This window comes from Streptomyces xanthii (assembly GCF_014621695.1).
In the GTDB taxonomy this organism is placed as follows: Bacteria; Actinomycetota; Actinomycetes; order Streptomycetales; family Streptomycetaceae; genus Streptomyces; species Streptomyces xanthii.
Map to the genome: position 1 here is coordinate 6,598,001 of NZ_CP061281.1, position 26,072 is coordinate 6,624,072.

Consider the following 26,072-nt stretch of genomic DNA (forward strand, 5'->3'; position numbering starts at 1 on the left):
CCGGATCCGGATGTGGTCTGGACCGGGGCGGGCAACGGCCGCCGGGCATGGCAGTCTTGGGTCATGGCCGCGCAGATCAACCCCAGCATCCTGTCCGCCGACTTCGCCCGTCTCGCCGACGAGGCGAAGGCGGTCCAGGGCGCCGACTGGCTCCACGTCGACGTCATGGACAACCATTTCGTCCCGAACCTGACCCTGGGCGTTCCGATCGTCGAGTCGCTGGCCAAGGCGACCTCGACCCCGCTGGACTGCCACCTGATGATCGAGGACCCGGACCGCTGGGCCCCGCAGTACGTGGAGGCGGGCGCCAGTTCGGTCACCTTCCACGCGGAGGCCGCGCACGCCCCGGTCCGGCTCGCCCGCGAGATCCGGGCCAAGGGCGCCCGCGCCTCCATGGCCCTCAAGCCGGCGACGCCGATCGAGCCGTACGAGGATCTGCTGCCCGAGCTCGACATGCTGCTGATCATGACGGTTGAGCCGGGCTTCGGCGGGCAGGCGTTCCTGGACATCATGCTGCCGAAGATCCGCCGCACCCGTGAGCTGATCGCGAAGCACGGTCTCGAGCTGTGGCTGCAGGTGGACGGAGGGGTGTCGGCCTCGACGATCGAGCGGTGTGCGGAGGCGGGAGCGGACGTGTTCGTCGCCGGTTCGGCGGTATACGGCGCACAGGATCCGGCGGAGGCGGTCCGTGCACTGCGCACCCAGGCGGACACCGCCACCGCTTCCGCGGCCTGGGCATGCGGCCACTGAGCCACGGATACGTGAACGGCGGCCATCGGGGCTGATCGACCGCGCTGGATCTGCAAGGATGAACAGCAAATCCAGTTGTGAACAGCAGCGTGTGCCGTTCGTGAACAGCAGTGTGTGCCGTGCGAGTCGTGAAGACGTGCAATTCGTGAAGAAGAGCAGTGAGGAGATCGCCGTGTCCGCATCATCGGCAGGACGCGCAGCCCTGCGGATGGGACCCGCGGAGCTGGTGCAGGCGGCGGCCATGGCCCGTCGCTTCTACCTCGAGGGCAAGTCCAAGATCCAGATCGCCGAGGAGTTCGGCGTGAGCCGCTTCAAGGTGGCCCGCGTCCTCGAGACCGCCCTGGAGCGGGACCTCGTGCGCATCGAGATCCGGGTGCCGGCCGAGCTGGACGCGGAGCGCTCCGACGCCCTGCGTGCCCGCTACGGGCTGCGGCACGCGGTCGTGGTGGAGTCCCCGGCCGAGGCCGAGGAGTCCACCGACCCGGAGAACCTGGGCGAGGTCGCCGCCGACCTGCTCGGCGAGCTCGTCACCGAGGGCGACGTCCTGGGCCTGGCCTGGGGCCGCTCCACGATCCACATGGCCGCCGCCCTCGACCGGCTGCCGCCGTGCACGGTCGTGCAGCTGACCGGGGTCTACGACGCCGGGACCGCGGAGCGCGGCTCCGTGGAGGCCGTGCGCCGCGCCGCGCAGGTCTCCGGCGGCGACGCCCACCCCATCTACGCCCCGATGCTGCTGCCCGACGCCGCGACCGCCGCGGCGCTGCGCAACCAGACGGGCATCGCCCGCGCCTTCGAGTACTTCGACAAGGTCACCGTCGCCTGTGTGTCGATCGGCTCCTGGGAGCCCGGCATCTCGACCGTGCACGACATGCTCAGCGACGAGGAGCGCGCGCACTACGCCTCGCTCGGTGTCGCCGCCGAGATGTCCGCGCACCTCTTCGACGCGCAGGGCCGCCGCGTCGGCCGGGACCTCGGCGAGCGCTGCATCACGGTCGAGGCCGACCGGCTGCGCCGTATACCCGAGGTCGTCGCGATCGCGGGCGGCCAGCGCAAGGCCTCCGCCATCGACGCCGTGCTCCGCTCGGGCCTGGTCACGAGCCTGGTCACCGACACCGCCGCCGCGGACTTCCTGCTGACCGCGGGACCCGCGCCGCGGCCCGCACTGCAGCGCGCCGACCCCGACGGGGCCTGACCGGGGCCGCGTCCCGGCGGGCCCGCCCGCGCCGTGGCAGCATCGGATCATGCTGTCCCGGACGCTCGGCGTGCTCCTCGTCTGCCTCGGTCTGTTCGTCTCCGGCTGCTCGGCCGGCACGGACACGTCCCAGGCGGGCTCCTCCGCCCCACCCGAGGCGTCCGCGCCCGCCTGGGCCGCCGGTATGGAGACCGTGCGGGAGGCGGACCTGCCCGCCGAGGCACGCTCCACCCTGCGGCTGATCGACGCCGGCTGTCCCTTCCCGTACGAGAAGGACGGGACCGTCTTCGGGAACTTCGAGGGGGAGCTGCCCAAGGAGCGGCGCGGCTACTACCACGAGTACACCGTGCGCACCCCGGGCGAGCGCGACCGCGGCGCCCGGCGCATCGTCACCGGGGACGGCGGCGAGACGTACTACACCGATGACCACTACGAGTCGTTCAAGGCGGTGCTGCGATGAGCGGGCTCCCCGCGTCCCCGGCGGACTGGACCGTGCGCGCCCTCGACCTCGGGGGAGCGGCGGACAAGGCCGGACTCATGGACCGGATCGCCGCGGCGCTCGCGCTGCCCTCCTGGTTCGGCCGGAACTGGGACGCCCTCGCCGACGTCCTCGGCGACCACCAGCTGATGCCCGACGGCGCGGCCGTCCTCGTCGTGTCCGGCTGGCGCGACTTCGAGGCGCGCAACCCGGCGCAGTGGGCGACCGCCGTCGAGGTCTTCGACCAGGCCGCCGCGATCACCGTACTGCTCTCCCTCGGCGGCTCGGACGATCATCCAAGGCAAGCCCCCTGACCTTGGGACGTTCGGCCCGGAGACGTGAATCGGGGCCGCGTGGGAAAATGAAGTACGTGCTTTGCGCTCCGGCGGCAACCTTCCGGGGCCCCCTTCTACCGACTGGGATGTCCGCACGTGCGTTTCCTCAATGACATCAAGCCCGCGTACGACCTGACGTACGACGACGTCTTCATGGTGCCGAGCCGGAGCGCCGTCGGCTCCCGCCAGGCCGTGGACCTCTCCTCGCCGGACGGCACGGGCACCACCATCCCGCTCGTCGTCGCCAACATGACGGCGATCGCCGGGCGCCGGATGGCCGAGACCATGGCCCGCCGCGGCGGGCTCGTCGTCATTCCGCAGGACATCCCGATCGAGGTCGTCACCGACGTCATCTCCTGGGTCAAGACCCGGCACCTCGTCCTCGACACCCCCATCGTCCTGGCCCCGCACCAGACCGTCGCCGACGCGCTCGCGCTGCTGCCCAAGCGCGCGCACAACGCGGGTGTCGTCGTCGACGACGAGCAGCGCCCCGTCGGCGTCGTCACCGACCAGGACCTGAGCGGCGTGGACCGCTTCACGCAGCTGTCCGAGGTCATGTCCAAGGACCTGCTGCTGCTCGACGCGGACATCGACCCGCGCGACGCGTTCAACAAGCTGGACGGAGCCAACCGCCGCTACGCCCCGGCCGTCGACCAGGACGGCCGCCTCGCGGGCATCCTGACCCGCACCGGCGCCCTGCGCGCCACGCTCTACACCCCGGCCACGGACGCGAACGGCAAGCTGCGCATCGCCGCCGCCGTCGGCATCAACGGCGACGTCGCGGGCAAGGCCAAGCAGCTGCTCGACGCGGGCGTGGACACGCTCGTCATCGACACCGCGCACGGCCACCAGGAGTCGATGATCGCCGCGATCCGGACCGTGCGCGCGCTCGACCCGCAGGTGCCGATCGTCGCGGGCAACATCGTCGCCGCCGAGGGCGTCAAGGACCTCATCGAGGCGGGCGCCGACATCATCAAGGTCGGTGTCGGCCCCGGCGCCATGTGCACCACCCGCATGATGACCGGCGTCGGCCGGCCGCAGTTCTCCGCCGTCCTGGAGTGCGCCGCCGAGGCGAAGAAGTACGGCAAGCACGTCTGGGCCGACGGTGGCGTCCGGCACCCGCGCGACGTCGCCATGGCGCTCGCCGCCGGCGCGTCCAACGTGATGATCGGCTCCTGGTTCGCGGGCACCTACGAGTCCCCGGGCGACCTCCAGCACGACGCCCAGGGCCGCGCCTACAAGGAGTCCTTCGGCATGGCCTCGGCCCGCGCCGTGAAGAACCGCACCAGCGACGAGTCCGCGTACGACCGGGCCCGCAAGGCCCTGTTCGAGGAGGGCATCTCCACCTCGCGGATGTTCCTCGACCCGCAGCGTCCTGGCGTCGAGGACCTGATCGACTCGATCATCGCGGGCGTCCGCTCCTCCTGCACCTACGCCGGCGCCAACTCGCTCGCCGAGTTCGAGGAGAAGGCCACGGTCGGCATCCAGTCCGCGGCCGGCTACGCCGAGGGCAAGCCGCTGCACGCCAGCTGGAGCTAGTCCCCGCAGCGCAGCACCCCGCGAACCCCGCGTCCCACCCTCGGGACGCGGGGTTCGCCATTTCCCGAACGGCCGGGGGTACGCAACGGACGTAACGGACCACGCAACGAACACCCGCCTGTGCGATCCCTGCGCAACGATCTTGCGGGGGTGCGCAAGGTTGCTGCATTACAGCTGGGAAGCCGATTCCTCTAGAGTCATCCGCTGTACGTGGCGTGGCGGAGGACGGCCTGCTCGGCGGTCCCCTGTCAGGGAGTGGGCCGTCCCGTCCCCGCAGCCCCAACAGGCAGCGATGAAGGAGCCCAGTCCGTGCTGGATCAAGGCGCACCCCCGCGCACCCCTCGCACCGAGCCCGTCCCCGCGGGGCTCGGTACCCGCCTCATGCGCCGCAAGCCGGTGGAACGCCTGGTCGCGGAGGGCGGCCAGGGTGAGGGCGGCTCGCTGCGGCGCTCGCTCGGCCTGTGGCAGCTGACCATGATCAGCATCGGTGCCACCCTCGGCACCGGCATCTTCGTCGTCCTCGGCGAGGCCGTCCCCAAGGCCGGACCCGCGGTCACGCTGTCCTTCGTGATCGCCGGTCTCACCGCCCTCTTCTCGGCGCTGTCCTACGCCGAGCTCGCCGGCACCATCCCCGTCGCCGGGTCCTCCTACTCGTACGCATACGCAACGATGGGCGAGTTCGTCGCCTGGATCTGCGGCTGGTGCCTGGTCCTGGAGTACGGCGTCTCGGTCGCGGCCGTCGCCGTCGGCTGGGGCGAGTACCTCAACGAGCTGCTCGACGGCACCATCGGCGTCACCATCCCGGCCGCGCTCTCCGCGCCGCCCGGCGACGGCGGCATCTTCAACCTGCCGGCCCTCATCGTCGTGCTGCTCGCCATGGCCTTCCTGCTCGGCGGCGCCCGTGAGTCCGCCCGCGCCAACACGATCATGGTCTGCGTGAAGATCGCGGCCCTGCTGCTGTTCTGCGCGATAGGCATCAAGGGCTTCCAGTCCGGCAACTACGAGCACTTCATGCCGCTCGGCATGGCGGGCGTCAGCGCCGCCGGTGCCACGCTCTTCTTCTCGTACATCGGCTTCGACGCCGCCTCCACGGCCGGCGAGGAGGCCAAGAACGCGCAGCGCGACCTGCCGCGCGCGATCATGCTCTCGCTGATCATCGTCACCGCGCTGTACGTCCTCGTCGCGGCCGTCGCCGTCGGCGCCAAGCCCTGGAAGCAGTTCAGCGACTCCGAGGCCGCGCTCGCCGGGATCATGAAGGACGTCACCGGGCAGACCTTCTGGGCCACGCTGCTCGCCGCCGGCGCCGTCATCGCCATCGCGTCCGTCGTCCTGACCGTGCTCTACGGCCAGACCCGCGTCCTGTTCGCCATGTCCCGCGACGGCCTCGTGCCCAAGGTGTTCTCCAAGGTCCACCCGAAGACCGGCACGCCCCGCGCCAACACGGTCATCGTCTCCCTGTTCTGCGGCGTCCTCGCCGCGGCGATCCCGCTCGGCCAGCTCGCCGACGCCACCAGCATCGGCACGCTCTTCGCGTTCGCCCTGGTCAACATCGCCGTCATCGTGCTGCGCCGGACCCGGCCCGACATGAAGCGCACCTTCCGCGTACCGCTCTCGCCGGTGCTGCCGATCCTCGGTTTCGCCTTCTGTGTGTGGATGATGGGCAGTCTGTCCACGATCACGTGGATCGTCTTCGGTGTCTGGATGGCCGCCGGTCTCGTGTTCTACTTCTGCTACGGGATGCGCCGCTCCCGCCTGAACGACGCGGACGCCCGCGTGGACGCCCCCGCGGTCGCAGAAAAGTAGCCGCGGAAAGTAACCGCAGAAAAGTGAACCTCCTGCCTTGCTGAACGATCTCGACGAACGCATCGTGCACGCCCTCGCCGAGGACGCCCGCCGCTCCTACGCCGACATCGGCCAGCTCGTCGGCCTGTCCGCGCCCGCCGTGAAGCGGCGCGTGGACCGGCTGCGGGCGACGGGCGCGATCACCGGCTTCACCGTGCGGGTCGACCCGGCCGCGCTCGGCTGGGAGACCGAGGGGTTCATCGAGATCTACTGCCGCCGCAACACCTCGCCGGATTCGATCCGGCGAGGTCTGGAGCGGTATCCCGAGGTCGCGGCCGCCTCCACCGTCACCGGTGAGGCGGACGCCCTCGTCCAGGTCTTCGCCTCCGACATGCGCCACTTCGAGCGCGTCCTGGAGCGGATCGCGGGGGAGCCGTTCGTCGAGCGGACCAAGTCCGTTCTCGTGCTCTCCCCGCTGCTGCGCCGCTTCACCTCCGGCTCGCCCGCGTAGGTCCGCGCCGCTCAGTCGGTTCGGTACTCCGGCTTCCACGGCAGGACCTCGAAGTCGCCCGTGCCCTTCTTCACCACCTCGAACGGCGGCGCGCTCATGCAGCGCGGCACCTCGAGCACCCCGGTGTCCGGGTTCGACCAGGTGTAGCCGAGGCGGTCCTCGCGGCCGTCGTCGGTGACGGAGATGCCGACGCGCTTGCCCAGGTGCGGGGAGTCGGACTCCGTGACGACCCCGGTCATCACCGCCGTCTTCCCGCCGGTCATCAGGCAGTCGATCCGGCCCTTCGCCCAGGCGCCCTTGCCGTCCTTGTAGTGGCTGAAGAAGAACGTGCCGTACGCCTTCTCCGGCGCCATGTTGTCCTTCGCCGCCAGATGCGCGTCGAACGTGAACGTGATGTCCTCGTGCGCCGACGGCGGCCGCCACAGCTGGGCCGTGCCGGTCAGGGCCGCCGCCTCGCGCGGCTGCGCGGGCCGGCCGTGGCCCCCGCCCGCGGAGCCGGTCCCCGCCGCGGCCGTGCCGGCCACCGCCACCGTCAGAGCCGCCGCCGTCGCCACCAGGATGCGGATGCGCGCCATGGAAAACCCCTAGTCATCGCCCTGCTCGCCCGGTCCGTCCGGGTGTGAGAACGATCTCGCGGGGCAGCGGCCCGGGGCGTCCGGCCACGGTCGCGACCCGTCTCCGCCGCGCGGCGGAGGGCCTCTCGTCCCGTGCGATCACTCCCGGCGACGGCGGAGTCACGCGGGCACGCAACGAATCGCTGTTCAGGCCGGGTGCCACGCAACGGATCGCATCCGCAGACGCAACGGTCCCGTCTTGTCCGGCCGACCGGCGGAAACGTACCGTCGATGCGATCCCTCCCACCTCTTCCGCCCCGCGCGGGGGACAGGCGCGCCTGTTCCACCCGGCCGGCCTGTACCCGCAAGGAGTCCGCACCTCATGACGTCCACGGTGCCCACGACCGCCGTTCCGCACAGCGACGGCCAGCCGCCGATCACCATGTTCGGTCCGGACTTCCCGTACGCGTACGACGACTTCCTCGCGCACCCGGCGGGCCTCGGCCAGATACCCGCGACCGAGCTGGGCACCGAGATCGCCGTCATCGGCGGCGGGCTCTCCGGCATCGTCGCGGCGTACGAGCTGATGAAGATGGGCCTCAAGCCCGTCGTCTACGAGGCCGACGAGATCGGCGGCCGGCTGCGCACCGTCGGCTTCGAGGGCACCCCGCCGGACGCCGCCGGGCTGACCGCCGAGATGGGCGCCATGCGCTTCCCGCCGTCCTCGACGGCTCTGCAGCACTACATCGACCTCGTGGGCCTGCAGACGCAGCCGTTCCCCAACCCGCTGTCGCCCGCCACCCCCTCGACCGTCGTCGACCTCAAGGGCGAGTCGCACTACGCGCAGACCATCGACGACCTGCCGCAGGTCTACCGCGACGTCGCCGAGGCCTGGAACAAGTGCCTCGACGAGGGCGCCGACTTCTCCGACATGAACCAGGCGATGCGCGAGCGCGACGTACCGCGCATCCGCGAGATCTGGGCCAGGCTCGTCGAGAAGCTCGACAACCAGACCTTCTACGGGTTCCTGTGCGAGTCCGAGGCCTTCAAGTCCTTCCGGCACCGCGAGATCTTCGGCCAGGTCGGCTTCGGCACCGGCGGCTGGGACACCGACTTCCCGAACTCGATCCTCGAGATCCTGCGCGTCGTCTACACCGAGGCCGACGACCACCACCGCGGCATCGTCGGCGGCTCCCAGCAGCTGCCGCTGCGCCTGTGGGAGCGCGAGCCGCAGAAGATCGTGCACTGGGCGCCCGGCACCTCGCTGTCCTCCCTGCACGACAGCGGCAAGCCCCGCCCCGCCGTGACCCGCCTCGCGCGCACCGCCGGCAACCACATCACCGTCACGGACGCCGACGGCGACATCCGCACCTACAAGGCCGCGATCTTCACCGCGCAGTCCTGGATGCTGCTGTCCAAGGTGGCCTGCGACGACGAGCTGTTCCCGATCGACCACTGGACGGCCATCGAGCGGACCCACTACATGGAGTCCAGCAAGCTCTTCGTCCCCGTCGACCGGCCGTTCTGGCTGGACAAGGACGAGGTCACCGGCCGCGACGTCATGTCGATGACGCTCACCGACCGCATGACCCGCGGCACCTACCTGCTCGACGACGGCCCGGACAAGCCCGCCGTCATCTGCCTCTCCTACACGTGGTGCGACGACAGCCTCAAGTGGCTGCCGCTGTCCGCGAACGAGCGGCTCGAGGTCATGCTGAAGTCGCTCGGCGAGATCTATCCGAACGTCGACATCCGCAAGCACATCATCGGCAACCCGGTGACCGTGTCCTGGGAGAACGAGCCCTACTTCATGGGCGCCTTCAAGGCGAACCTGCCGGGCCACTACCGCTACCAGCGGCGCCTGTTCACCCACTTCATGCAGGACTCGCTGCCCGAGGACCGGCGCGGCCTCTTCCTCGCCGGCGACGACATCTCCTGGACGGCCGGCTGGGCCGAGGGCGCCGTCCAGACCGCGCTCAACGCCGTGTGGGGCGTCATGCACCACCTGGGCGGCACCACCGACCCGACCAACCCGGGCCCCGGCGACCTCTACGAGTCGATCGCCCCGGTCGAGCTGCCGGAGGACTGACCCGGGCCGTGAGGCAACAGGCGCGGGCCCGTCACACTCCGGCGGCCCGCGCCTTCTCGTAGACCTCCGTCGCCAGGTCCGTGAGCTCCCGGGCGTCCCGGGCGGAGCCCTGGAGGTCGATGAGGATCTCCTCCACGCCGACCTCGGCGTGCGCGGCGAGGTCCTCCACGATCTGGTCGACGCTGCCCTGGAAGGGGGCGCGGTCGTCGCCCGTGTACGCCTCCCGCGTGTACTGGGTGTTCGCCCGCAGCACCGACTGGAGCGGGGCCGTACGACCGCGCTCCTCGGCCAGTGCCCGCAGCCCGGCGAACTCCCGCGCGAGGGCCTCGGTGCCCATCGACACCGGCATCCAGCCGTCCGCCCGGTCGACGAGCCGGCGCATCGCCTTCGGGCTGTTCGCCGGCAGCAGGATCGGCAGGGGGCCGGCCGGCTTGGGGCCGACCTCGGACGGCGCGATCGTGGTCAGCTCGCCCTCGTACGCCACCGGGTCCGGGCCCCACACCGCGCGGCACACGTCGATCAGCTCGTCCAGGACCTGGCCGCGCCGCTCGAACGGGGCCACGGAGGCCGCCGCGTACTCGTCGTGCGACCAGCCCGTGCCGAGCCCCGCCACGACACGGCCGCCGCTCGCCGCGTCCAGAGAGGCGAGGGAGCGGGCCAGCTGGAACGGCACATGTAGCGGGGCGACCAGGACGCTGGTGCCGAGCCGGGCGCGGGAGGTGGCGGAGGCGGCGAGGGTCAGCGAGACCAGCGGGTCGGCGACCGAGCGGTACTGGTCCGGCCACGGCAGGCCCGGTATCCCGTAGAGCCCCTGGGTGGCCGGCTCCGGGAAGAGGATCCGCTCGAAGACCCACAGGCTCTCGTAGCCCGTGGCCTCCGCGGCCCGGGCCACCTCGGGGATGTCCCGCCCGATGGAGTACTGCTTCATCTGGGGCAGGCTCAGGCCGAGTCGTGTCGTCATACCGTGCTCCTTCGTCGTCCGTGATCGGTCGTCCGGGTGCAGGTGTGCAGGTGCAGGTGTCAGTACCACGGATTCAACGCACGGCGATCACACGGGTGTTCCTGATGTGACGATCCGTCAGACTTATGCGGTCGGATCCGGTCGGATCAGTCGGGGAGCGGGGTGAGCAGCATCCGCCCCACCAGGCCCACCGAAGTGTCCAGGCGCTGGGTGAACTCGGCGGCCAGCGGCGGGAGTCCGCGCAGGGCCCACAGGGCGCGGGCGGCGGCCCAGGCCGCGTCACGGGCCCGCTCGATGCTCCAGGAGCCGAGCAGATGGGTCAGCGGATCGGCGATCTGGAGCAGATCGGGGCCCGGCATCAGCTCTTCGCGGATGCGCTCCTCCAGCGTGACGAGGAGTTCGCCCACGCGGTCGAACTCGTCCTCCAGACACTCCGGTTCGCAGCCGAGCGTACGACAGGTGTCCACGACGGCCAGCGCCAGATCGTGGCCGATGTGCGCGTTGATGCCCGAGAGCGCGAACTGCAGCGGGCGTACCCCGGGATGGCGGCGGAACGTCAGGAGCGGGCGCCAGCAGGCGGGCGGACGCTGCCCGTGCGCCGCCGCGTCGACCGCGGCGAGATAGCGCTCCGCGAAGCGGACGTCCAGCGTGATCGCGGCCGCCCGGTCGGGGAAGCCCCCGCCGGGACCTGCGTCGATCGCCCGGTCGACGGTGTCCGTGACCGTGAGATAGACCCGGTTGAACACGGCCACGCCGTCCATGGGCGGCAGATCCGCGGCGAGCCCGCGCATCCGCGCGAGTACCGTGTCGACCCCGCCGGCGAGCGCCCGGGGCTGTCCGATCTGTTCCAACTGCGCCATGGACGAAGGGTCCCAGCCGTAGGGTGACGCGGGTGTCGGCAGGCCGTGGGCTTCCCCAGAACGGGGGAACGGCGGGCGACACGAGGGGGGAGAGCGCGGTGTCAGGGTTACGTGCGCGACGGCTCGCGGAGCGGCGGTCGGCGCGACGGCGTGCGGCGGGCCGCTCGGCGATGGTCGCGGCGGCCTCGGCCGTGGTGGCCGCCGGGGCCGTCGCGGGCCTGCTGTCCGCGACGGCCGACGGACCGGACGGCGGCGACGAGGCACGCCCCGTCGTCAGCGAGTCGCCGAGCCTCCAGCCGCTGCCCGCCCTGCCGAGCCCGACCCCGTCCGTGACGAAGCCGTCGGCGAAGCCGAGCCCGAAGCCGAAACCGAAGGCGCGGCCCACGAGGAAGGCGCCGCCCCGGCCGTCGAGCGCGCCGCCCGCCGCCTCCGGCCTCTACCGGCACGGTGACTCACAGGTCCTGGAGTGGGTGCGGGCCAACCGCTCGGACCCGCGCCGCCCGCTCATCGAGTCCCGGATAGCCGCCCGGCCGGCCGCCGTCTGGTTCGCCGACTTCACCCCGGACAGCATCACGTCCCGGGTACGCGCCGTGACCTCCGCGGCGGCGGGGGAGGGCCGGGTGCCCGTCGTCGTGCCGTACGCGATACCCGAGCGCGACTGCGGGGGCGCCTCCGACGGCGGGGCTCCGGACCGGGCCGCGTACGACGACTGGATCGACCGGTTCGCGGCGGGTCTGGGCGGCCGCGAGGTCATCGTGATCCTGGAGCCCGACGCGCTCTCCCAGACGGAGTGCCTCAGCGACGGGCAGCGCGCCGACCGCTACGCGGCACTGGCCCGCGCGGGACGGGTCATGAAGTCCGCGAACCCCCGCGCCCGCGTCTACTACGACGCGGGCCACTCGGGCTGGAACGCCCCGGCCACCCAGGCCGCCCGCCTGAGAGCGGCGGGCGCGGCGTCCCCCGCCTCCTCCGACGGCGTCTTCAGCAACGTCTCGAACTTCCACCGCACCGCCGACGAGGCCGCCTACGACCGCCGGGTCCTCGCCGCGATGGGCGCGCCCGCGGGGCTCGGGGCCGTCATCGACACCAGCCGCAACGGCAACGGCGCCCCCACCGACGGCGAGTGGTGCGACCCCGACGGCCGCAGGATCGGCGAGGCCCCCACCCTGACCACGGGCCTGCCCCGCGTCGACGCCTACCTGTGGGTCAAACTCCCGGGCGAGTCCGACGGCTGCAAGGGCGAACCGGGCACGTTCACCCCGGACTACGCGTTCGAGCTCGCGGACTGACTGGCCTGCCGGTGCTCGGCGTCAGCCCTTCTTGCCGGTGCCCTTGTCGTGGTCCTGGGGGGCGCTGTTCTCGTCGTACGTCGAGGTGCCCGCGTCCAGGAGGGGTTCCTGGGTCTTGAGGTGGGCGGGGGCCATCGCGCGCAAGGCGTGGTAGCCGGTGATGACGACGATCGTGCCGAGGGCGATGCCGCTCAGGGAGAAGTTGTCGGTGAACTTCAGGGAGACGTTGCCGACGCCGATGATGATGCCCGCGGCGGCCGGGACCAGGTTCAGTGGATTGCGCAGGTCGACCCCGGCGTTGATCCAGATCTGGGCGCCGAGCAGGCCGATCATGCCGTAGAGGATGACGGTGATGCCGCCGAGGACGCCGCCCGGGATCGCGGCGACGATCGCGCCGAACTTGGGGCACAGGCCGAAGAGGAGCGCGAAACCGGCGGCGGCCCAGTAGGCGGCCGTGGAGTAGACGCGGGTGGCGGCCATGACGCCGATGTTCTCGGAGTACGTGGTGTTCGGCGGGCCGCCGACGGCGGTGGAGAGCATGGACGCGGCGCCGTCGGCCGAGATGGCCGTACCGAGCTTGTCGTCGAGGTCGTCGCCGGTCATCTCGCCGACGGCCTTGACGTGTCCGGCGTTCTCCGCGATCAGCGCGATGACCACGGGCAGCGCCACGAGGATCGCGGACCACTCGAAGGACGGGGCGTGGAAGGAGGGCAGACCGATCCAGTCGGCCTTGCCGACGCCGGAGAGGTCGAGGCGCCAGTGGTCCACGGCGGCGCCGCCGCCGTTCACGGAGTGGATGCGGCCGAAGATCCGGTCGAACAGCCAGGAGATGCCGTAGCCGAAGATCAGGCCCAGGAAGATCGCGATACGGGACCAGAAACCGCGCAGGCACACGACGGCCAAACCGGTGAACAGCATGACCAGGAGCGCCGTCCACTGGTCGGTCGGCCAGTACGTGGAGGCGGTGACCGGGGCCAGGTTGAAGCCGATCAGCATGACGACGGCGCCGGTCACGATCGGCGGCATCGCCGCGTGGATGATCCGCGCGCCGAACCGCTGCACGGCGAGACCGGCCAGGAAGAGGACCACACCGACGGCGAAGACGGCGCCGGTGACCGTGGCGCTGGAGCCGCCCTGCGCGCGGATGACGGCGGCGACGCCGACGAAGGACAGCGAGCAGCCGAGGTAGCTGGGAACCCGGCCGCGCGTCGCGAGCAGGAAGATGACCGTCGCGACACCGGACATCATGATCGCGAGGTTGGGGTCGAGGCCCATCAGGACCGGTGCGACGAACGAGGCGCCGAACATCGCGACGACGTGCTGGGCGCCGAGTCCGATGGTCCGCGGCCAGGAGAGCCGCTCGTCGGGGCGGACGACGGCACCGGGGGCCGGGGTGCGCCCGTCGCCGTGCAGTTTCCAGCGCACGCCGAGGTCCATGGTGGGTCTGCTTTCTGTGGTGCTGATGTGGCCTGAATCAATCGCCTTATGTTAGTGCGACATAAGTGCGAGTACCGCGCCGCCCACCGGTGCGCGTACGCGACCGGCTGAGCGGTTGCTTAGCCGGTCGCCGTACGATGACCCGCATCCTTCTGCACGAACTCGTACCAGGAGCAGCACCCGTGACCGCCGAAGCCCTCGCCGTCCCCGCCGAACCCGCCCCCTCCCACGGCCGGCTCGTCCCCGTCACCGTCCACTTCGACGACCTCGACGCGCTCGGGCTGCTGCACAACGCCCGCTATCCCGTGATGGTCGAGCGGGCCTGGAGCGCCCTGTGGCACGAGCGCGGACTCTCCTTCGAGGGCGACTGGGCGGCGGCCGGCGACTTCTGCAACGCGGTCAAGGAGTTCACGATCACCTACGACGCCCCGGTCAAGCGGCCCGGCGCCTATGCCGTGAGCCTCTGGCTGGAGCGGCTCGGCCGCACCGGACTGACCTACGGCTTCCGCTTCTGTTCCGCCGACGGCTCGCTCACCTACGCGCACGGGACGCGCGTCCTGGTCAGGCTCGACCCGGCGACGCTGCGCCCCGCACCGTGGAGCGAGCGCTTCAGGGCCTTGGGGCAGGATCTGCTGCGCCCGCGGGGCTGACCTGGCCCACGACGCCGGACGGCGCCCGGTCGGCGCCGCGCAGCACGCCCGCGAACACCGCGAGCCCGCAGGCGAGCACGGTCACCACGCCGAACGACACCACGAGGCTCGTCGCGTCGGCGATCGTGCCGATCGCGGAGGGCGCGACCAGCCCCGACGTGTACGTGATGGTGGCGACGCCGGCGATGGCCTGGCTCGGGTTCGGCCCGCTGCGGCCCGCCGCCGCGAAGGCGAGCGGCACGACGACCGCGATGCCGAGCCCGAGCAGCCCGAATCCGGCCATCGCGATCGCCGGATTCGGTGCGACCACCACGAGCAGGGCGCCCAGCGTCGCGCCGATCCCGCCGATCCGGACCGTGCGCACCGCTCCGAAGCGGTCGACCACGGCGTCGCCCGCGATCCGCGCGATCGCCATGGTGAGCGTGAACGCCGTCGTGCAGGCCGCCGCGAGCCCGGCCGACGTGCCGAGCACGTCCCGCAGATAGACCGCCGACCAGTCCAGGCTCGCGCCCTCCGCGAACACCGCGCAGAACCCGACCGCGCCGATGAGCAGCGCCGACTTCGGCGGAAGGGTGAAGCGGGGCGGCGCCTCCTCGTCCTCGGCCGGGCGCAGGTCCAGCACCCAGCGGCAGGCGGCGAACCCGGCCACGGTCAGCACGGCTGCCGCGAGCAGATGGTGCAGCCGGGCGTCCGCGCCGATGTGCGCGGCGAGCGTGCCGCCCGCCGAACCCAGCAGTGCTCCCGCGCTCCACATCCCGTGCAGCCCCGACATGATCGACTTGTCGAGGCGGGTCTCGATCTCGACGCCGAGCGCGTTCATCGCCACGTCCGACATGCCGGCCGTCGCCCCGTAGACGAACAGCGCGACGCAGAGCGTGAGCAGGTTCGGCGCGAGGGACGGCAGGACCAGTGCCAGCGTCCACAGCGCGAGCAGCCCGCGCAGCGCGGTGCGCGCGCCGAACCGGTGACTGACGCTCCCGGCCAGCGGCATCGCCACGGAGGCGCCGATCGCCGGGAAGGCGAGCGCCAGCCCGAGCTGGCCCGCGCCGACGCCCGCGTGGTCCTGGATCCACGGCACCCGGGTCGCGAACGAACCGGTCACCGCGCCGTGGACGCAGAAGACGGTCGCCACCGCGTACCGGGCGCGCTTCAACTCCCTCGGTCCGTAAGTGGATTGATGTGCCGCAGACGCTGTTCCGCTCATCCTGCCCGGCCCCTCCCGAGTCGCTCCCCAAGCGTGCGGCCGTAAACTATCAGGAACCCTGCCTGATAGTTAACCCGTTTCCCCGTAGGATCCCGGCATGCCCGCATCACCGAGCACCGCCCGAGCCATCAACGACCGGCTCGCCCTGCGCCTGCTGCAGGAAGAAGGCCCGCTGACCGCCGGGCAGTTGAAGGAGCGCACCGGCCTGTCCCGGCCCACCGTCGCGGACCTCGTCGAGCGGCTCGCCGCCGCCGGCTTCATCCAGGTCGTCGGCGAGGCGGGCGCGCAGCGGCGCGGCCCCAACGCCCGCCTGTACGGGCTCGTCGCCGACCGCGCCCACCTCGCGGCCCTCGACGTCCGCACCGAAGGGGTCCGGCTCGTCGTCGCCGACCTGCTCGGCGCCGTGCTCGCCGAGGCGTCCCTGTCCGTCGACACCCGTGAGGCGACCGGCGCCGCCGTCGAGCGCACCATCGCCCTCCTCGAACGGACCGCGAAGGAGGCCGGCGTCGAGCGGCTGCACACCATCGGCGTCGGCGCCCCCGGCCTCGTCGACCCCGTGACGGGCGCCCTGCGCGACTCCACGAAACTCCCCGAATGGCACCGCCGCCTCGTCCCGGCCCTCCAGGAACGGCTCGGCGCGCGCGTGCTCGTGGAGAACGAGACGAACCTCGCGGCGCTCGCCGAGCGGCGCGACGGGGTGGCCCGCGACCGGGACACGTTCGTGCTGCTGTGGCTCGGGCTCGGCATCGGCGCGGCGGTCGTCCTCGACGGGGTGCTGCGCCGCGGGGCCTCTGGCGGAACCGGGGAGGTCGGGTTCCTGCCCGTGCCGGGTACGGGGGGACTGCCGTCCGCCACCGGGTGCGACGGAGGGTTCCACGATCTGGCCTGGGCCGGAGCGGTGCTCTCTCTCGCGGGGGAGTACGGGCTGGTCGGCGCGGCGGAGCCGCTGGAGCGGGCGTTCGATGTTGTGCGGGAGGCGGCGGGGGCCTCCGGCGGTGCGGCGGAGGAGTTCCTGGACGCGCTGGCCGGGCGGCTCGCGATCGGGGCCGCCGCGGTGGTGGCCGTGCTGGATCCCGGGTGCGTGGTGCTCGCGGGAGAGGTGGGGCGGGCCGGGGGTGACGCGTTGGCCCGGCGGGTCGCCGTGCGGCTCGCCGCGATGTCGCCGCTGGTGACGGAGGTGCGGGCCGGGATTCTGGGAGGCGGGGCCGTCTTGAGCGGGGCGTTGGTGACGGCGCGGGAGGCGGCGCAGGAGGCGGTGTACTCGCCGTAGGGCTGAGCGGTTCGTTGCCGGGTGCGGGCCGGTGGGGCTTCTCGCGCAGTTCCCCGCGCCCCTGAAATGCACGCCCTTCGGGCGGCATTTCCCCGATGAAGGCTGAACGGCGAAGCCGTTCGCCTTCAGGGGCGCGGGGTTGTGTCCGTCAGCGGCTCCGCCGCGGGGCGCGAGAAGCCCCACCGGCCCGCACCCGACAACGAACCCACCTACCCCTCGGACAAGAACTCCGAGAACGTCCGGCGCCCCACGGAGTGGCCCGGCGCCAGGTGCCCACCCGCCCGGAACGCCCGGTACACCCGCCCGAACAGCGGCACGGACACGACGAGGCGCCGCTTCCCGACCGCCCCCAGATACACCCGCCCCAGCTCCGCCAGCGACCTGACCTCGGGCCCGCCCATGTCCGGCACACGCCCGGCCGGCCCCGAAACCGCCAGCTCCGCCAACCGCTCCGCGACCTCCGCCACCTCGACCGGCTGATCATCGACCCCCGCCGGCAACAGCATCACGGGCAGCCGCGCCGCCCCCGCCAGAACGTCCCGCACCAGCTCGTGGAACTGCGTCGCCCGCAGCACCGTCCAGCCGAGCCCGGACGCCTCGATCATCCGCTCCACCGCCCACTTCTCCCGGTAGTAGCGCAGCGGGACCCGGTCGACGCCGACGATCGAGATGTAGAGCAGGTGCGGGACGCCCGCCCGCCGCGCCGCCTCGATCAGATGCGCGGCCGCCTTCTCGTCCCCGCCGCGCGGCGACGAGGCGCAGTGCACGATCACGTCCGCGCCGGTCACCGCCCGCTCGAGCGCGGGACCGCCCTCGCGCAGGTCCACCGCGTACGGCCGCGCGTGCCGGCTGAGCACCCGCACCTCGTGCCCCGCCTCGGAGAGCCGCTCGTGGACGAGCCGCCCCAGCGTGCCCGTGCCGCCGGTCACCAGGATCGTGGTCATCGCTCCATCAGCCCCTTCGGACGTCGGCGCCCCCCTGTGGGACACCGTCGTCAGCTGGGAACCGGCGGGCCCGCGCGAACGTGACAGCCCGCGGGCCGGAACCTCAGGCGGCGGCCAGCTGCGCGTCCACGAAGGCCAGCTTGTCGGGATTCAGGACGGCCCGCGCGGCCACCACGAGCCCGTCGCGCACCTCGAAGGCGACGGTCCCGACGAGCGCGCCCGCCATCCGGGCGACCACCGCCGGCTCCCCGTTGATCTCCGCGACCGACAGCTCCGCACCGGCCAGATAGCGCTCGCCGACGCCCACGAGGAACCGCAGCACCTTGTCCCGCCCGTCGACCGGCCGGCGTGCCGCGGACACCTTGCCGCCGCCGTCGCCCCACCAGGTCACATCCGCGGCGAGCACCTTCTCCAGGCCCACGAGGTCGCCCTCCCGGGCCGCCGCCACGAACGCCTCGACCAGCTCACGCCGCACCTGTTCCGAGGGCTCGAAACGGGCCGCGGGCGCCGCGATCCGGCCCGTCGCCCGCCGGTACAGCTGCCGGCAGTGGGCCTCCTCCAGATCGAGGACGCCGGCGATCTCCCGGTACCCGTACGCGAACGCCTCGCGCAGCACGTACACCGCCCGCTCGGTCGGCGTCAGCCGCTCCAGCAGGACCAGCAGCGCGCAGGACACCGAGTCCCGGCTCTCCGCCGAGTCCAGCGGGCCGAGCGCGCCGTCCGAGGTGAGGACCGGTTCGGGCAGCCAGGGGCCCACGTACCGCTCTCGCTGTACGCGGGCCGAGGTGAGGCGGTTGAGGCAGAGGTTCGTGACGACCTTGGCGAGCCAGGCCCCCGGACGGGTGACCGCACCGGGCTCGGTGGCGCGGAAGCGCAGGTACGCGTCCTGCACGGCGTCCTGCGCCTCCTCGGCGGAGCCGAGCATCCGGTAGGCGAGCCCGAACATCCGCGGGCGGTGGCTCTCGAACTCTTCGGCGCGGGCGCTCTCCGATGCGGTCGTCACGACCCTCACCCTGTCAGAGAGCGCCCGGGGTTCAGCAGGCGCCCTGGTCCTGCCAGACACCCCACTCCCCGGTGGAGCCGGGCTGTTCGCCCTTCGTCCACCACTTGGCCTTCCAGGTGTGCCCGCCGTACGAGACGAGCGCTCCGGCGCCGTACTCGGTGGCCGTGTTCCACGCGGCGGCCGTGCAGGTGCCGCCCGTCGGATCCGGGGTCGGCGTGGGCGTCGGCGTCGGGTCGGGCGTCGGCGTGCCCGAGCCCGGCCGGACGACGGTCGTGCCGCGGGCCAGGTCGCCGGCCAGCGCGTACGTCTTCCCGCCGAAGGTCACCGTCCAGTTCGAGGGCGTCGACACCGGCTGGTAGTAGACGAAGTCGAGCGAGACGGAGGCGCCGGGCGCGAGCGACTGCCAGGCGGGCAGCTTCAGCGAGACCCGGTGGTAGTCGCCCTTGAGTCCGCCCACGTTGTCGCCGGTGTGGTCGCTGCGGACGATCGTCGTGCCGAACCCGGACTGATCCTTGGCGTTGCCCGGCGCCGAGGTCCCGTAGTCGAACTGGAACTCGGTGCCGCCCGGCAGTGTCGCGTCCGTGTTGTTGGTGATCTTCACCTTGGGCGAGATCGGGTAGTTGGAGTCGCCGAGCGGGAAGGAGCCGAAGTCCACGCCGATGTCGAGCGCCTCGGTCGGCAGGTCGATCGTGGAGCGCTTCGCGCCGTACGGCTTCGCGGACTTGAAGGCGTCGTAGAGCGTGCTGGTGAGCGTGGAGCCGGGCTCGTACTGGCCCTTGGCCGCGTTCCACCCGTAGTCGCCGGCGAGTTCCCAGATCATGGTGCCGCCGATGCCCCGGTCGGCCACGTACGCGGCCTTCGCGGCGACCGACTGCTCGTCCTCGGTCGACAGGAACACCTTCTTGTCGGCGTTCCACAGCCAGGGCGCCACGAGCGTCGAGTCGTACTTGCGCTGGTAGGTACCCGTCAGCTTCGTGTCCGCCGGGAAGCCGTACTTCGTCACGTAGTCCCCGACGACGCCCTTCTCCAGGTTCTTGGCGTGCCACATCGGGTTCGAACCGGCCGGGGACTCCTTGCCGTTCGTGTCCTTGTCGTGCCAGAGGTTGTCGATGCCGACGGCGCCGTCACCGCACTTCGTCAGGCCCGCGCCCGCCGGACAGTCCGTCGAGGGCGCCTTCCCCCACAGCCCGTCGGTGCCGCCCTGCACGTTCTTGAAGCCCCGCGTGTAGTACGGGAGCCCGATGTTGATGCGGCCGGCCGGCATCGAACCGCGGAAGTAGTGGTAGGCCCAGTCGGTGTTGAGGTAGCCGATGCCGCCGTACTGGGAGGTCGAGTAGACACCCGCCGCGGCGAGTTCGGCGTCCTTGCCGTCGTCGAACAGCGAGGCGTTCGGGCCGACGTACTCGTTCCAGGCGCCGTGCAGGTCGTACGACATGATGTTGACGTAGTCCAGGTACTTCTGGACCTGGAAGGTCTCCATGCCGCGCAGCAGATAGCCGGAGGACGGGGCCGCGACGGACAGCAGGTAGTGCCTGCCGTCGGCCGCGCCGGCCCGGTCGAGCTTCTCGCGCAGCGTCTTCATCAGGGCGGCGTAGCCCTTGACGAGGCCGGCCCTGCGGGCGTTCGCGAGCGACCAGTCCAGCGGGTTGCCCGCGTCCTTCATGGTCGTCGGGTACTCGTAGTCGATGTCGACGCCGTTGAAGCCGTACTTCTTGACGAACGCGACGGCGGAGTCGGCGAAGGTGTCGATGCCCGCCTGGTTGACGCTGCCGTCCGCGTTCGTCGCCATCGCGTAGAAGCCGCCCGAGTCGACGCGCTTGCCGTCGTCCCCGAAGTAGCCGCCCGTCTCGGCCCAGCCGCCGACGGAGACCAGCGTCTTCACGTTCGGGTGCTGCTTCTTGAACTTGGTGAGCAGGTTGAAGTGGCCCTTGTACGGCAGGTCGGGGTCCATCTCGGCGCCCGCGACACCCGGCCAGGTCATGCCCGTGGCCGCGTTCTTCGGGCCGTCGGCGCCGACCGAGATCTTGTTGTCCCCGTCGACGTGCGCGAAGGCGTAGTTGAGGTGCGTGACCTTGTCCCAGGGGATGTCAGAGGCGAGGTACGCGGGGGTTCCGTCCTGGCCCGTGCGCCAGCCCGTGAAGTAGCCGATGACGCGGCGCTGGTGGTCGGCTCCCATCTTCTCGCGGCCCTCGGTGTCGTAGACCGAGCAGTAGGGGACCGAGACGCCGGGCGTCTCGTAGAGGCCGTCGGGGCGGCAGGACTCCTGGTCGGCGGCGTGCGAGACGGTCGTGGGCAGCGAGGCGAGCAGCAGCCCCGCCACGGCGGCCGCGCCGGCGAGCAGGGCCGGTCGGCGTCTGGGCGGTCTGGGGAACGGCACGGCGGTTCCTCCCGGGGAGGGCATCGGTGATGCGCGAGTGGGGCGGGTGGACCTCGAGGCTGGGAGGAACCTAAGAGGACTAGACCATGACGTCAATAGGTCTGTACCAATCTCAACAACCGGCGCCCGCCGGGGGAGTTGGCCGCCTATTCCCTCCCGGGACCCAAAGTCACCGTTCGTGGCTGTGAGTCAGCCCACAGGGATCACCGGTAGACGTGCCGGGTGGACGTGGCACACTGGCCCTGTACCAGAAGCAGCGCACTCCGGGGTCGGTGAAAGTCCGAACCGGCGGTTACAGTCCGCGACCCGGTCACACACCAGTGACCGGTTGACCAGGTGAAATTCCTGGACCGACGGTTAAAGTCCGGATGGGAGGCAGTGCGCGGCGGGCGGGCACCTCGTGTGCGCGTCGCCGAGCTGTTGAGGGCATCCCTGTCGATGCCCCGCACGTGGCGTCGCCGCTCCCGGTGTCGTCGTCCGTACGTTCTGTCGCCGTATCGCGACAGTGCCCCGGAGTCCAGACCCTCAGAGGGAGGACCGGGGAAGTGTTCACCGGAATCGTCGAAGAGCTGGGCGAGATCACGGCCGTCGAGAACCTCGACGACGCCTCCCGCTTCCGCGTCCGCGGCCCCGTCGTCACCGACGGCGCCAAGCACGGAGACTCCATCGCGGTCAACGGCGTGTGTCTCACCGTCGTGGAGCACGAGGGCGACGAGTTCACCGCCGACGTCATGGCCGAGACCCTCAAGCGGTCCAGCCTCGGCGCCCTGACCACCGGCTCCCGGGTCAACCTGGAGCGCCCGATGGTCGCCGACGGCCGCTTCGGCGGTCACATCGTGCAGGGCCACGTCGACGGCACCGGCGCGATCGTCGAGCGCACCCCCTCCGAGCACTGGGAGATCGTCAAGGTCTCCCTGCCCGCCGAGCTGTCCCGGTACGTCGTCGAGAAGGGCTCCATCACGGTCGACGGCGTCAGCCTCACCGTCGTCGAGGCCGGCCCCGACTACTTCACCATCAGCCTCATCCCCACCACCCTCGCCCTGACCACGCTCGGCCACAAGCAGCCCGGCGACCCGGTCAACCTCGAGGTCGACGTCATCGCCAAGTACGTCGAGCGCATGCTCGGGATCCAGGAGGGCGACCGGTGAACTGGCTCAACTCGCAGGCGTTCACGCTGTTCGGCCAGCACATCATCTGGTCCGACATGATCGGCAACGTGATCGGGCTGATCGCCCTCGCCCTCGGCTGGCGCCGCTCCATATGGACCTGGCCCGCCCAGCTGGTGTCCGGCGCGATCCTGCTCACCGCCTTCGCCACCGCCCACCTCTCGGGCAGCGCGGGCAAGCAGCTCGTCGTCATCGTCGTCGCCCTCTTCGGCTGGTGGCAGTGGAACCGCGGCAAGGGCCAGGCGCAGGACGGCTCCATCGCCGTCCGCTTCGCCACCTGGCGCGAGCGCGGCTACCTGATCGGCGCCGCCGCCCTCGGCACTCTCGCGGTCGGCGGCCTGTTCACCGCCTTCCCGACCCTGTCCTGGGACCCCTGGCCCGACGCCTACATCTTCGTCGGCACCGTCGTCGCCATGTACGCCCAGGCCCGCGGCATGGTCGAGTTCTGGTTCGCCTGGCTCCTGGTCGACGCGGTCGGCGTCCCGCTGAACTTCGCCAACGGCTTCGCCTTCTCCGGCTTCGTCTACGTCATCTACGGCGCGCTCGTCCTGTGGGGCATGCGCGACTGGTGGCTGCGGTCCCGCGCCGCCACCGCCCCTGCGCTCGAAGGAGCCCACGCATGAGCACGGCAGCCCACCTCTACGAAGTGACCGACCTGGCCCTCGACCCGGTCGAGCAGGCCGTCCGGGACATCGCCGCGGGCCGCCCCGTCGTGGTCGTCGACGACGAGGACCGGGAGAACGAGGGCGACCTCGTCGTCGCCGCCGAGAAGATCACGCCCGAGATCGTCGCCTTCATGATGAGCGAGTGCCGCGGCCTGATCTGCGCCCCCATGGAGAGCGACGAGCTGGAGCGGCTCGACCTGCCCCAGATGGTCGGCAACAACACGGAGTCGATGAAGACCGCCTTCACCGTCTCCGTCGACGCCTCCGGCGCCCACGGCGTCACCACCGGCATCTCCGCCGCCGACCGCGCCACCACCCTGCGGCTGCTCGCCTCCGGCGACGCCGAGCCCGGCGACTTCGTGCGCCCCGGGCACATCTTCCCGCTGCGCGCCAAGCCCGGCGGCGTCCTGGCCCGCAACGGCCACACCGAGGCCGCCGTCGACCTCGCCCGCCTCGCCGGCCTCCGCCCGGCCGGCGCCATCGTCGAGATCGCGGGTGAGGACGGTGTCATGCTGCGCCTGCCCGAGCTGGTCCCCTTCGCCCGCAAGCACGGCCTGACGATCATCTCCATCGAGGACCTGATCGCCTACCGCCGCAGCAGCGAACCCACCGTCAAGCGCGAGGCGACCGTCCAGCTGCCCACCGCCCACGGCGAGTTCACCGCCTACGGCTACCGCTCCACCGTCGACGGCGTCGAGCACGTCGCCCTCGTCCACGGCGAGCTCGGCGACGGCGAGGACGTCCTCGCCCGCGTCCACTCCGAGTGCCTCACCGGCGACGTCTTCCACTCGCTGCGCTGCGACTGCGGCCCCCAGCTGGAGGAGTCCATGCGGCGCATCGTCGAGCACGGCCGCGGCGTCGTCGTCTATCTGCGCGGCCACGAGGGCCGCGGCATCGGCCTCGTGTCCAAGCTGCGCGCCTACGAACTCCAGGAGCAGGGCCGCGACACCCTCGACGCCAACCTGGAGCTCGGCCTGCCCGCCGACGCCCGCGACTACGCGGCCGGCGCCCAGATCCTCCAGGACCTCGGCGTGCACAGCCTGCGCCTGATGACCAACAACCCGGACAAGACCGACGCCCTCACCCGGCACGGCCTGAAGGTCACCGCCCGGGAGCCCATGCCCGTCACCGCCGGCGAGCACAACCTCGGCTACCTGCGCACCAAGCGCGACCGCATGGGCCACGACCTGCCCTGGCTGGACGCGCCCCGCACGTCCACCTGCAGCAACCAGTGATCAACCGTCCCATCAGCTACGTACGTACGAGGAGAAGCGCGTGAGCGGCAAGGGTGCACCCGAACTGAGCGTCAAGAACTGCGGAGACCTGCGCGTCGCCGTCGTCGCCGCCCAGTGGCACGAGAAGGTCATGGACGGCCTCGTGAACGGCGCCCTGCGCGCCCTGACCGAGCTGGGCATCAGCGAGCCCACCGTGCTGCGCGTCCCGGGCAGCTTCGAGCTCCCCGTCGTCGCCAAGGTCCTCGCGAGCCGCGGCTACGACGCCGTCGTCGCGCTCGGCGTCGTCATCCGCGGCGGCACCCCGCACTTCGAGTACGTGTGCCAGGGCGTCACCCAGGGCCTGACCCAGGTCTCCATCGAGACCGGCGTGCCCGTCGGCTTCGGCGTCCTGACCTGCGACACCGAGGAGCAGGCCCTGGACCGGGCGGGCCTCGAGGGCTCGAACGAGGACAAGGGGCACGAAGCGGTCACCGCCGCCGTCGCCACCGCGACCACGCTGCGTACCGTCGCCGAGCCCTGGCGTTAAGGGGCGAGGAGAGCCGCGTAAAGTAGGCACCACCATGTCCAATAAGACGTTCGAGGAGCTCTTCACCGAGCTCCAGCACAAGGCAGCCAACGGCGACCCCGCCACGTCCCGCACCGCAGAGCTGGTCGGCAAGGGCGTCCATGCCATCGGCAAGAAGGTCGTCGAGGAGGCCGCCGAAGTCTGGATGGCCGCCGAGTACGAGGGCAAGGACGCCGCCGCCGAGGAGATCTCGCAGCTCCTCTACCACGTCCAGGTGATGATGGTCGCCCGCGGCATCTCCCTCGACGACGTGTACGCGCACCTCTGAGCCCGTACGCCGATCCCGTCAGCACACCCGTTTCTCACGCCTGTCACGACTCTCCACGCAAAGGAATCCGACCTCATGCTGCGCATCGCCGTCCCCAACAAGGGTTCACTGTCCGGACCTGCGTCGGCGATGCTGCATGAGGCCGGATACCGCCAGCGCAAGGAGTCCAAGGAACTCGTCACGGTCGACCCGGACAACGAGGTGGAGTTCTTCTACCTCCGCCCCAAGGACATCGCGATCTACGTGTCCTCCGGCAAGCTCGACATCGGCATCACCGGCGAGGACCTGCTGATCGACTCGGGCGCCGACGCCGAGGCGATCCTGCCGCTCGGCTTCGCCCGCTCCACCTTCCGCTTCGCCTCCCGCCCCGGCGCCGTCAAGAGCGTCGCCGACCTCGCGGGCCGGACGATCGCCACCTCCTACGAGGGCATCGTCGGCAAGTACCTCGACGAGCACGACGTCCAGGCCTCCGTCGTCCACCTCGACGGAGCCGTCGAGACCGCCATCGAGCTCGGCGTCGCCGACGCCATCGCCGATGTCGTCGAGACCGGCACCTCGCTGCGCAACGCGGGCCTGGAGGTCTTCGGCGAGCCCATCATGCGCTCCGAGGCCTGCGTCGTCCGCCGCAAGGGCGCCGAGACCGACGACCCCAAGGTCCAGCAGTTCCTGCGCCGCCTCCAGGGCGTCCTCGTGGCCCGCACCTACGTGATGATGGACTACGACTGCCGCGCCGAGCACCTGGAGAAGGCCGTCGCCCTCACCCCGGGCCTCGAGTCGCCGACCGTCTCCCCGCTGCACAACGAGGGCTGGGTCGCCGTGCGCGCCATGGTCCCCGCCCGCGACGCCCAGCGCATCATGGACGACCTGTACGAGCTCGGCGCCCGGGCCATCCTCACCACCGCGATCCACGCCTGCCGTCTCTGAGACCGCCTCCGAGACCGCCGCGAG

The 26,072-nt window shown here is 71.6% G+C and carries 25 protein-coding genes and 1 riboswitch; of the genes, 17 read left to right on the top strand and 8 right to left on the bottom strand.

The features are described 5' to 3' along the window. Nucleotides 1–63 precede the first annotated feature (63 nt). The 7 genes from rpe (at nt 64) to IAG42_RS29800 (ending at nt 6,587) form a co-directional block, all read left to right on the top strand. Nucleotides 64–750 carry a ribulose-phosphate 3-epimerase gene (rpe, locus tag IAG42_RS29770; protein ID WP_188340042.1) on the top strand — a complete coding sequence of 229 codons (687 nt, stop codon included), beginning with the start codon at nt 64–66 and terminating at the stop codon, nt 748–750. A 208-nt stretch (nt 751–958) separates the two neighbouring features. Then, nucleotides 959–1,942: a sugar-binding transcriptional regulator gene (locus tag IAG42_RS29775; RefSeq protein WP_188341671.1), complete on the top strand. Its 984-nt coding sequence runs from the start codon at nt 959–961 to the stop codon at nt 1,940–1,942. A gap of 49 nt (nt 1,943–1,991) precedes the next feature. After that, nucleotides 1,992–2,402 carry a ribonuclease domain-containing protein gene (locus IAG42_RS29780; RefSeq protein ID WP_188340043.1) on the top strand — a complete coding sequence of 137 codons (411 nt, stop codon included), beginning with the start codon at nt 1,992–1,994 and terminating at the stop codon, nt 2,400–2,402. After that, nucleotides 2,399–2,734, top strand: coding sequence for a barstar family protein (locus IAG42_RS29785; protein ID WP_188340044.1), 336 nt, complete (start codon nt 2,399–2,401; stop codon nt 2,732–2,734). Before IAG42_RS29780 ends, IAG42_RS29785 begins: the two co-directional genes overlap by 4 nt. A 117-nt stretch (nt 2,735–2,851) precedes the next feature. Next, nucleotides 2,852–4,294 (top strand): GuaB1 family IMP dehydrogenase-related protein, encoded by a 1,443-nt coding sequence (locus IAG42_RS29790; RefSeq protein WP_188340045.1) that lies wholly within the window; start codon nt 2,852–2,854, stop codon nt 4,292–4,294. 309 nt (nt 4,295–4,603) lie between these two features. Next, nucleotides 4,604–6,097, top strand: a complete 1,494-nt coding sequence (locus IAG42_RS29795) for an amino acid permease (protein WP_188340046.1) — start codon at nt 4,604–4,606, stop codon at nt 6,095–6,097. Nucleotides 6,098–6,134: 37 nt separating this feature from the next. Continuing rightward, entirely contained in the window at nt 6,135–6,587 is a 453-nt protein-coding gene (locus IAG42_RS29800) for an Lrp/AsnC family transcriptional regulator (RefSeq protein WP_161300339.1), read from the top strand. Nucleotides 6,588–6,598: 11 nt separating this feature from the next. Here the strand turns inward: IAG42_RS29800 and IAG42_RS29805 are convergent, their stop codons facing one another. Further along, a complete protein-coding gene (locus IAG42_RS29805) occupies nt 6,599–7,162 on the bottom strand; it encodes a hypothetical protein (RefSeq protein ID WP_188340047.1) in 564 nt (187 codons plus the stop codon). 361 nt (nt 7,163–7,523) lie between these two features. On the opposite strand from IAG42_RS29805, the gene IAG42_RS29810 reads away from it, so the two are divergent. Further along, nucleotides 7,524–9,230, top strand: a complete 1,707-nt coding sequence (locus tag IAG42_RS29810; RefSeq protein WP_188340048.1) for a flavin monoamine oxidase family protein — start codon at nt 7,524–7,526, stop codon at nt 9,228–9,230. A 31-nt stretch (nt 9,231–9,261) separates the two neighbouring features. Here the strand turns inward: IAG42_RS29810 and IAG42_RS29815 are convergent, their stop codons facing one another. Further along, the gene (locus IAG42_RS29815) at nt 9,262–10,191 is read right to left on the bottom strand and encodes an LLM class F420-dependent oxidoreductase (protein WP_188340049.1); all 930 of its coding nucleotides are present in this window, start codon (nt 10,189–10,191) and stop codon (nt 9,262–9,264) included. Between the two features lie 146 nt (nt 10,192–10,337). Next, the gene (locus IAG42_RS29820) at nt 10,338–11,051 is read right to left on the bottom strand and encodes a DUF5995 family protein (protein ID WP_188340050.1); all 714 of its coding nucleotides are present in this window, start codon (nt 11,049–11,051) and stop codon (nt 10,338–10,340) included. A gap of 170 nt (nt 11,052–11,221) precedes the next feature. Between IAG42_RS29820 and IAG42_RS29825 the strand changes: the two genes are divergently transcribed. Continuing rightward, on the top strand, nt 11,222–12,340 hold the full coding sequence (locus tag IAG42_RS29825; RefSeq protein WP_188341672.1) for a glycoside hydrolase family 6 protein: 1,119 nt from the start codon (nt 11,222–11,224) through the stop codon (nt 12,338–12,340). 21 nt (nt 12,341–12,361) lie between these two features. Here the strand turns inward: IAG42_RS29825 and IAG42_RS29830 are convergent, their stop codons facing one another. Beyond that, nucleotides 12,362–13,777, bottom strand: coding sequence for a uracil-xanthine permease family protein (locus IAG42_RS29830; RefSeq protein WP_188340051.1), 1,416 nt, complete (start codon nt 13,775–13,777; stop codon nt 12,362–12,364). A 182-nt stretch (nt 13,778–13,959) separates the two neighbouring features. Between IAG42_RS29830 and IAG42_RS29835 the strand changes: the two genes are divergently transcribed. Beyond that, complete coding sequence (locus IAG42_RS29835) at nt 13,960–14,427, top strand: acyl-CoA thioesterase (RefSeq protein WP_188340052.1); 468 nt, start codon at nt 13,960–13,962, stop codon at nt 14,425–14,427. Here IAG42_RS29835 and IAG42_RS29840 read toward each other — a convergent pair. After that, nucleotides 14,387–15,631, bottom strand: a complete 1,245-nt coding sequence (locus tag IAG42_RS29840) for an MFS transporter (protein ID WP_188340053.1) — start codon at nt 15,629–15,631, stop codon at nt 14,387–14,389. The two genes, IAG42_RS29835 and IAG42_RS29840, sit on opposite strands and share 41 nt — an antisense overlap. Before the next feature lie 97 nt (nt 15,632–15,728). Here IAG42_RS29840 and IAG42_RS29845 point away from each other — a divergent pair, with 97 nt between their 5' ends. After that, complete coding sequence (locus IAG42_RS29845; RefSeq protein ID WP_188340054.1) at nt 15,729–16,901, top strand: ROK family transcriptional regulator; 1,173 nt, start codon at nt 15,729–15,731, stop codon at nt 16,899–16,901. Nucleotides 16,902–17,110: 209 nt separating this feature from the next. Here IAG42_RS29845 and IAG42_RS29850 read toward each other — a convergent pair whose 3' ends face one another. From IAG42_RS29850 to IAG42_RS29860, 3 genes are all read right to left on the bottom strand, one after another. Continuing rightward, the gene (locus IAG42_RS29850) at nt 17,111–17,845 is read right to left on the bottom strand and encodes an SDR family oxidoreductase (RefSeq protein WP_188340055.1); all 735 of its coding nucleotides are present in this window, start codon (nt 17,843–17,845) and stop codon (nt 17,111–17,113) included. A gap of 103 nt (nt 17,846–17,948) precedes the next feature. Further along, nucleotides 17,949–18,848, bottom strand: coding sequence for an RNA polymerase sigma-70 factor (locus IAG42_RS29855; protein ID WP_223206206.1), 900 nt, complete (start codon nt 18,846–18,848; stop codon nt 17,949–17,951). A 31-nt stretch (nt 18,849–18,879) separates the two neighbouring features. After that, nucleotides 18,880–21,249 carry a chitinase C-terminal domain-containing protein gene (locus IAG42_RS29860; RefSeq protein WP_188340056.1) on the bottom strand — a complete coding sequence of 790 codons (2,370 nt, stop codon included), beginning with the start codon at nt 21,247–21,249 and terminating at the stop codon, nt 18,880–18,882. Nucleotides 21,250–21,479: 230 nt separating this feature from the next. Further along, a riboswitch (FMN riboswitch) is annotated at nt 21,480–21,611 on the top strand. Nucleotides 21,612–21,770: 159 nt separating this feature from the next. Here IAG42_RS29860 and IAG42_RS29865 point away from each other — a divergent pair. The 6 genes from IAG42_RS29865 to hisG all read left to right on the top strand — a co-directional run bounded on the left by IAG42_RS29865 (nt 21,771) and on the right by hisG (nt 26,048). After that, the gene (locus IAG42_RS29865; protein WP_188340057.1) at nt 21,771–22,373 is read left to right on the top strand and encodes a riboflavin synthase; all 603 of its coding nucleotides are present in this window, start codon (nt 21,771–21,773) and stop codon (nt 22,371–22,373) included. Then, a complete protein-coding gene (locus tag IAG42_RS29870; protein WP_188340058.1) occupies nt 22,370–23,014 on the top strand; it encodes a nicotinamide mononucleotide transporter family protein in 645 nt (214 codons plus the stop codon). The genes IAG42_RS29865 and IAG42_RS29870 overlap by 4 nt, the downstream gene beginning before the upstream one ends. Continuing rightward, nucleotides 23,011–24,291, top strand: a complete 1,281-nt coding sequence (locus tag IAG42_RS29875; RefSeq protein WP_188340059.1) for a bifunctional 3,4-dihydroxy-2-butanone-4-phosphate synthase/GTP cyclohydrolase II — start codon at nt 23,011–23,013, stop codon at nt 24,289–24,291. Before IAG42_RS29870 ends, IAG42_RS29875 begins: the two co-directional genes overlap by 4 nt. A 40-nt stretch (nt 24,292–24,331) precedes the next feature. Then, complete coding sequence (gene ribH / locus IAG42_RS29880; protein ID WP_188340060.1) at nt 24,332–24,817, top strand: 6,7-dimethyl-8-ribityllumazine synthase; 486 nt, start codon at nt 24,332–24,334, stop codon at nt 24,815–24,817. 34 nt (nt 24,818–24,851) lie between these two features. After that, complete coding sequence (locus IAG42_RS29885; RefSeq protein WP_188340061.1) at nt 24,852–25,124, top strand: phosphoribosyl-ATP diphosphatase; 273 nt, start codon at nt 24,852–24,854, stop codon at nt 25,122–25,124. 75 nt (nt 25,125–25,199) lie between these two features. Continuing rightward, a complete protein-coding gene (gene hisG, locus IAG42_RS29890; RefSeq protein WP_188340062.1) occupies nt 25,200–26,048 on the top strand; it encodes an ATP phosphoribosyltransferase in 849 nt (282 codons plus the stop codon). Nucleotides 26,049–26,072: the final 24 nt, after the last annotated feature.

What these genes read in the sequence shown, in the direction of transcription:
- rpe (WP_188340042.1), top strand. Translation starts at nt 64, where the DNA reads ATGGCCGCGCAGATCAACCCCAGCATCCTGTCCGCCGACTTCGCCCGT.
- IAG42_RS29775 (WP_188341671.1), top strand. Translation starts at nt 959, where the DNA reads ATGGGACCCGCGGAGCTGGTGCAGGCGGCGGCCATGGCCCGTCGCTTC.
- IAG42_RS29780 (WP_188340043.1), top strand. Translation starts at nt 1,992, where the DNA reads ATGCTGTCCCGGACGCTCGGCGTGCTCCTCGTCTGCCTCGGTCTGTTC.
- IAG42_RS29785 (WP_188340044.1), top strand. Translation starts at nt 2,399, where the DNA reads ATGAGCGGGCTCCCCGCGTCCCCGGCGGACTGGACCGTGCGCGCCCTC.
- IAG42_RS29805 (WP_188340047.1), bottom strand. Translation starts at nt 7,162, where the DNA reads ATGGCGCGCATCCGCATCCTGGTGGCGACGGCGGCGGCTCTGACGGTG.
- IAG42_RS29810 (WP_188340048.1), top strand. Translation starts at nt 7,524, where the DNA reads ATGACGTCCACGGTGCCCACGACCGCCGTTCCGCACAGCGACGGCCAG.
- IAG42_RS29815 (WP_188340049.1), bottom strand. Translation starts at nt 10,191, where the DNA reads ATGACGACACGACTCGGCCTGAGCCTGCCCCAGATGAAGCAGTACTCC.
- IAG42_RS29820 (WP_188340050.1), bottom strand. Translation starts at nt 11,051, where the DNA reads ATGGCGCAGTTGGAACAGATCGGACAGCCCCGGGCGCTCGCCGGCGGG.
- IAG42_RS29825 (WP_188341672.1), top strand. Translation starts at nt 11,222, where the DNA reads ATGGTCGCGGCGGCCTCGGCCGTGGTGGCCGCCGGGGCCGTCGCGGGC.
- IAG42_RS29830 (WP_188340051.1), bottom strand. Translation starts at nt 13,777, where the DNA reads ATGGACCTCGGCGTGCGCTGGAAACTGCACGGCGACGGGCGCACCCCG.
- IAG42_RS29840 (WP_188340053.1), bottom strand. Translation starts at nt 15,631, where the DNA reads ATGAGCGGAACAGCGTCTGCGGCACATCAATCCACTTACGGACCGAGG.
- IAG42_RS29845 (WP_188340054.1), top strand. Translation starts at nt 15,729, where the DNA reads ATGCCCGCATCACCGAGCACCGCCCGAGCCATCAACGACCGGCTCGCC.
- IAG42_RS29850 (WP_188340055.1), bottom strand. Translation starts at nt 17,845, where the DNA reads ATGACCACGATCCTGGTGACCGGCGGCACGGGCACGCTGGGGCGGCTC.
- IAG42_RS29860 (WP_188340056.1), bottom strand. Translation starts at nt 21,249, where the DNA reads ATGCCCTCCCCGGGAGGAACCGCCGTGCCGTTCCCCAGACCGCCCAGA.
- IAG42_RS29875 (WP_188340059.1), top strand. Translation starts at nt 23,011, where the DNA reads ATGAGCACGGCAGCCCACCTCTACGAAGTGACCGACCTGGCCCTCGAC.
- IAG42_RS29885 (WP_188340061.1), top strand. Translation starts at nt 24,852, where the DNA reads ATGTCCAATAAGACGTTCGAGGAGCTCTTCACCGAGCTCCAGCACAAG.
- hisG (WP_188340062.1), top strand. Translation starts at nt 25,200, where the DNA reads ATGCTGCGCATCGCCGTCCCCAACAAGGGTTCACTGTCCGGACCTGCG.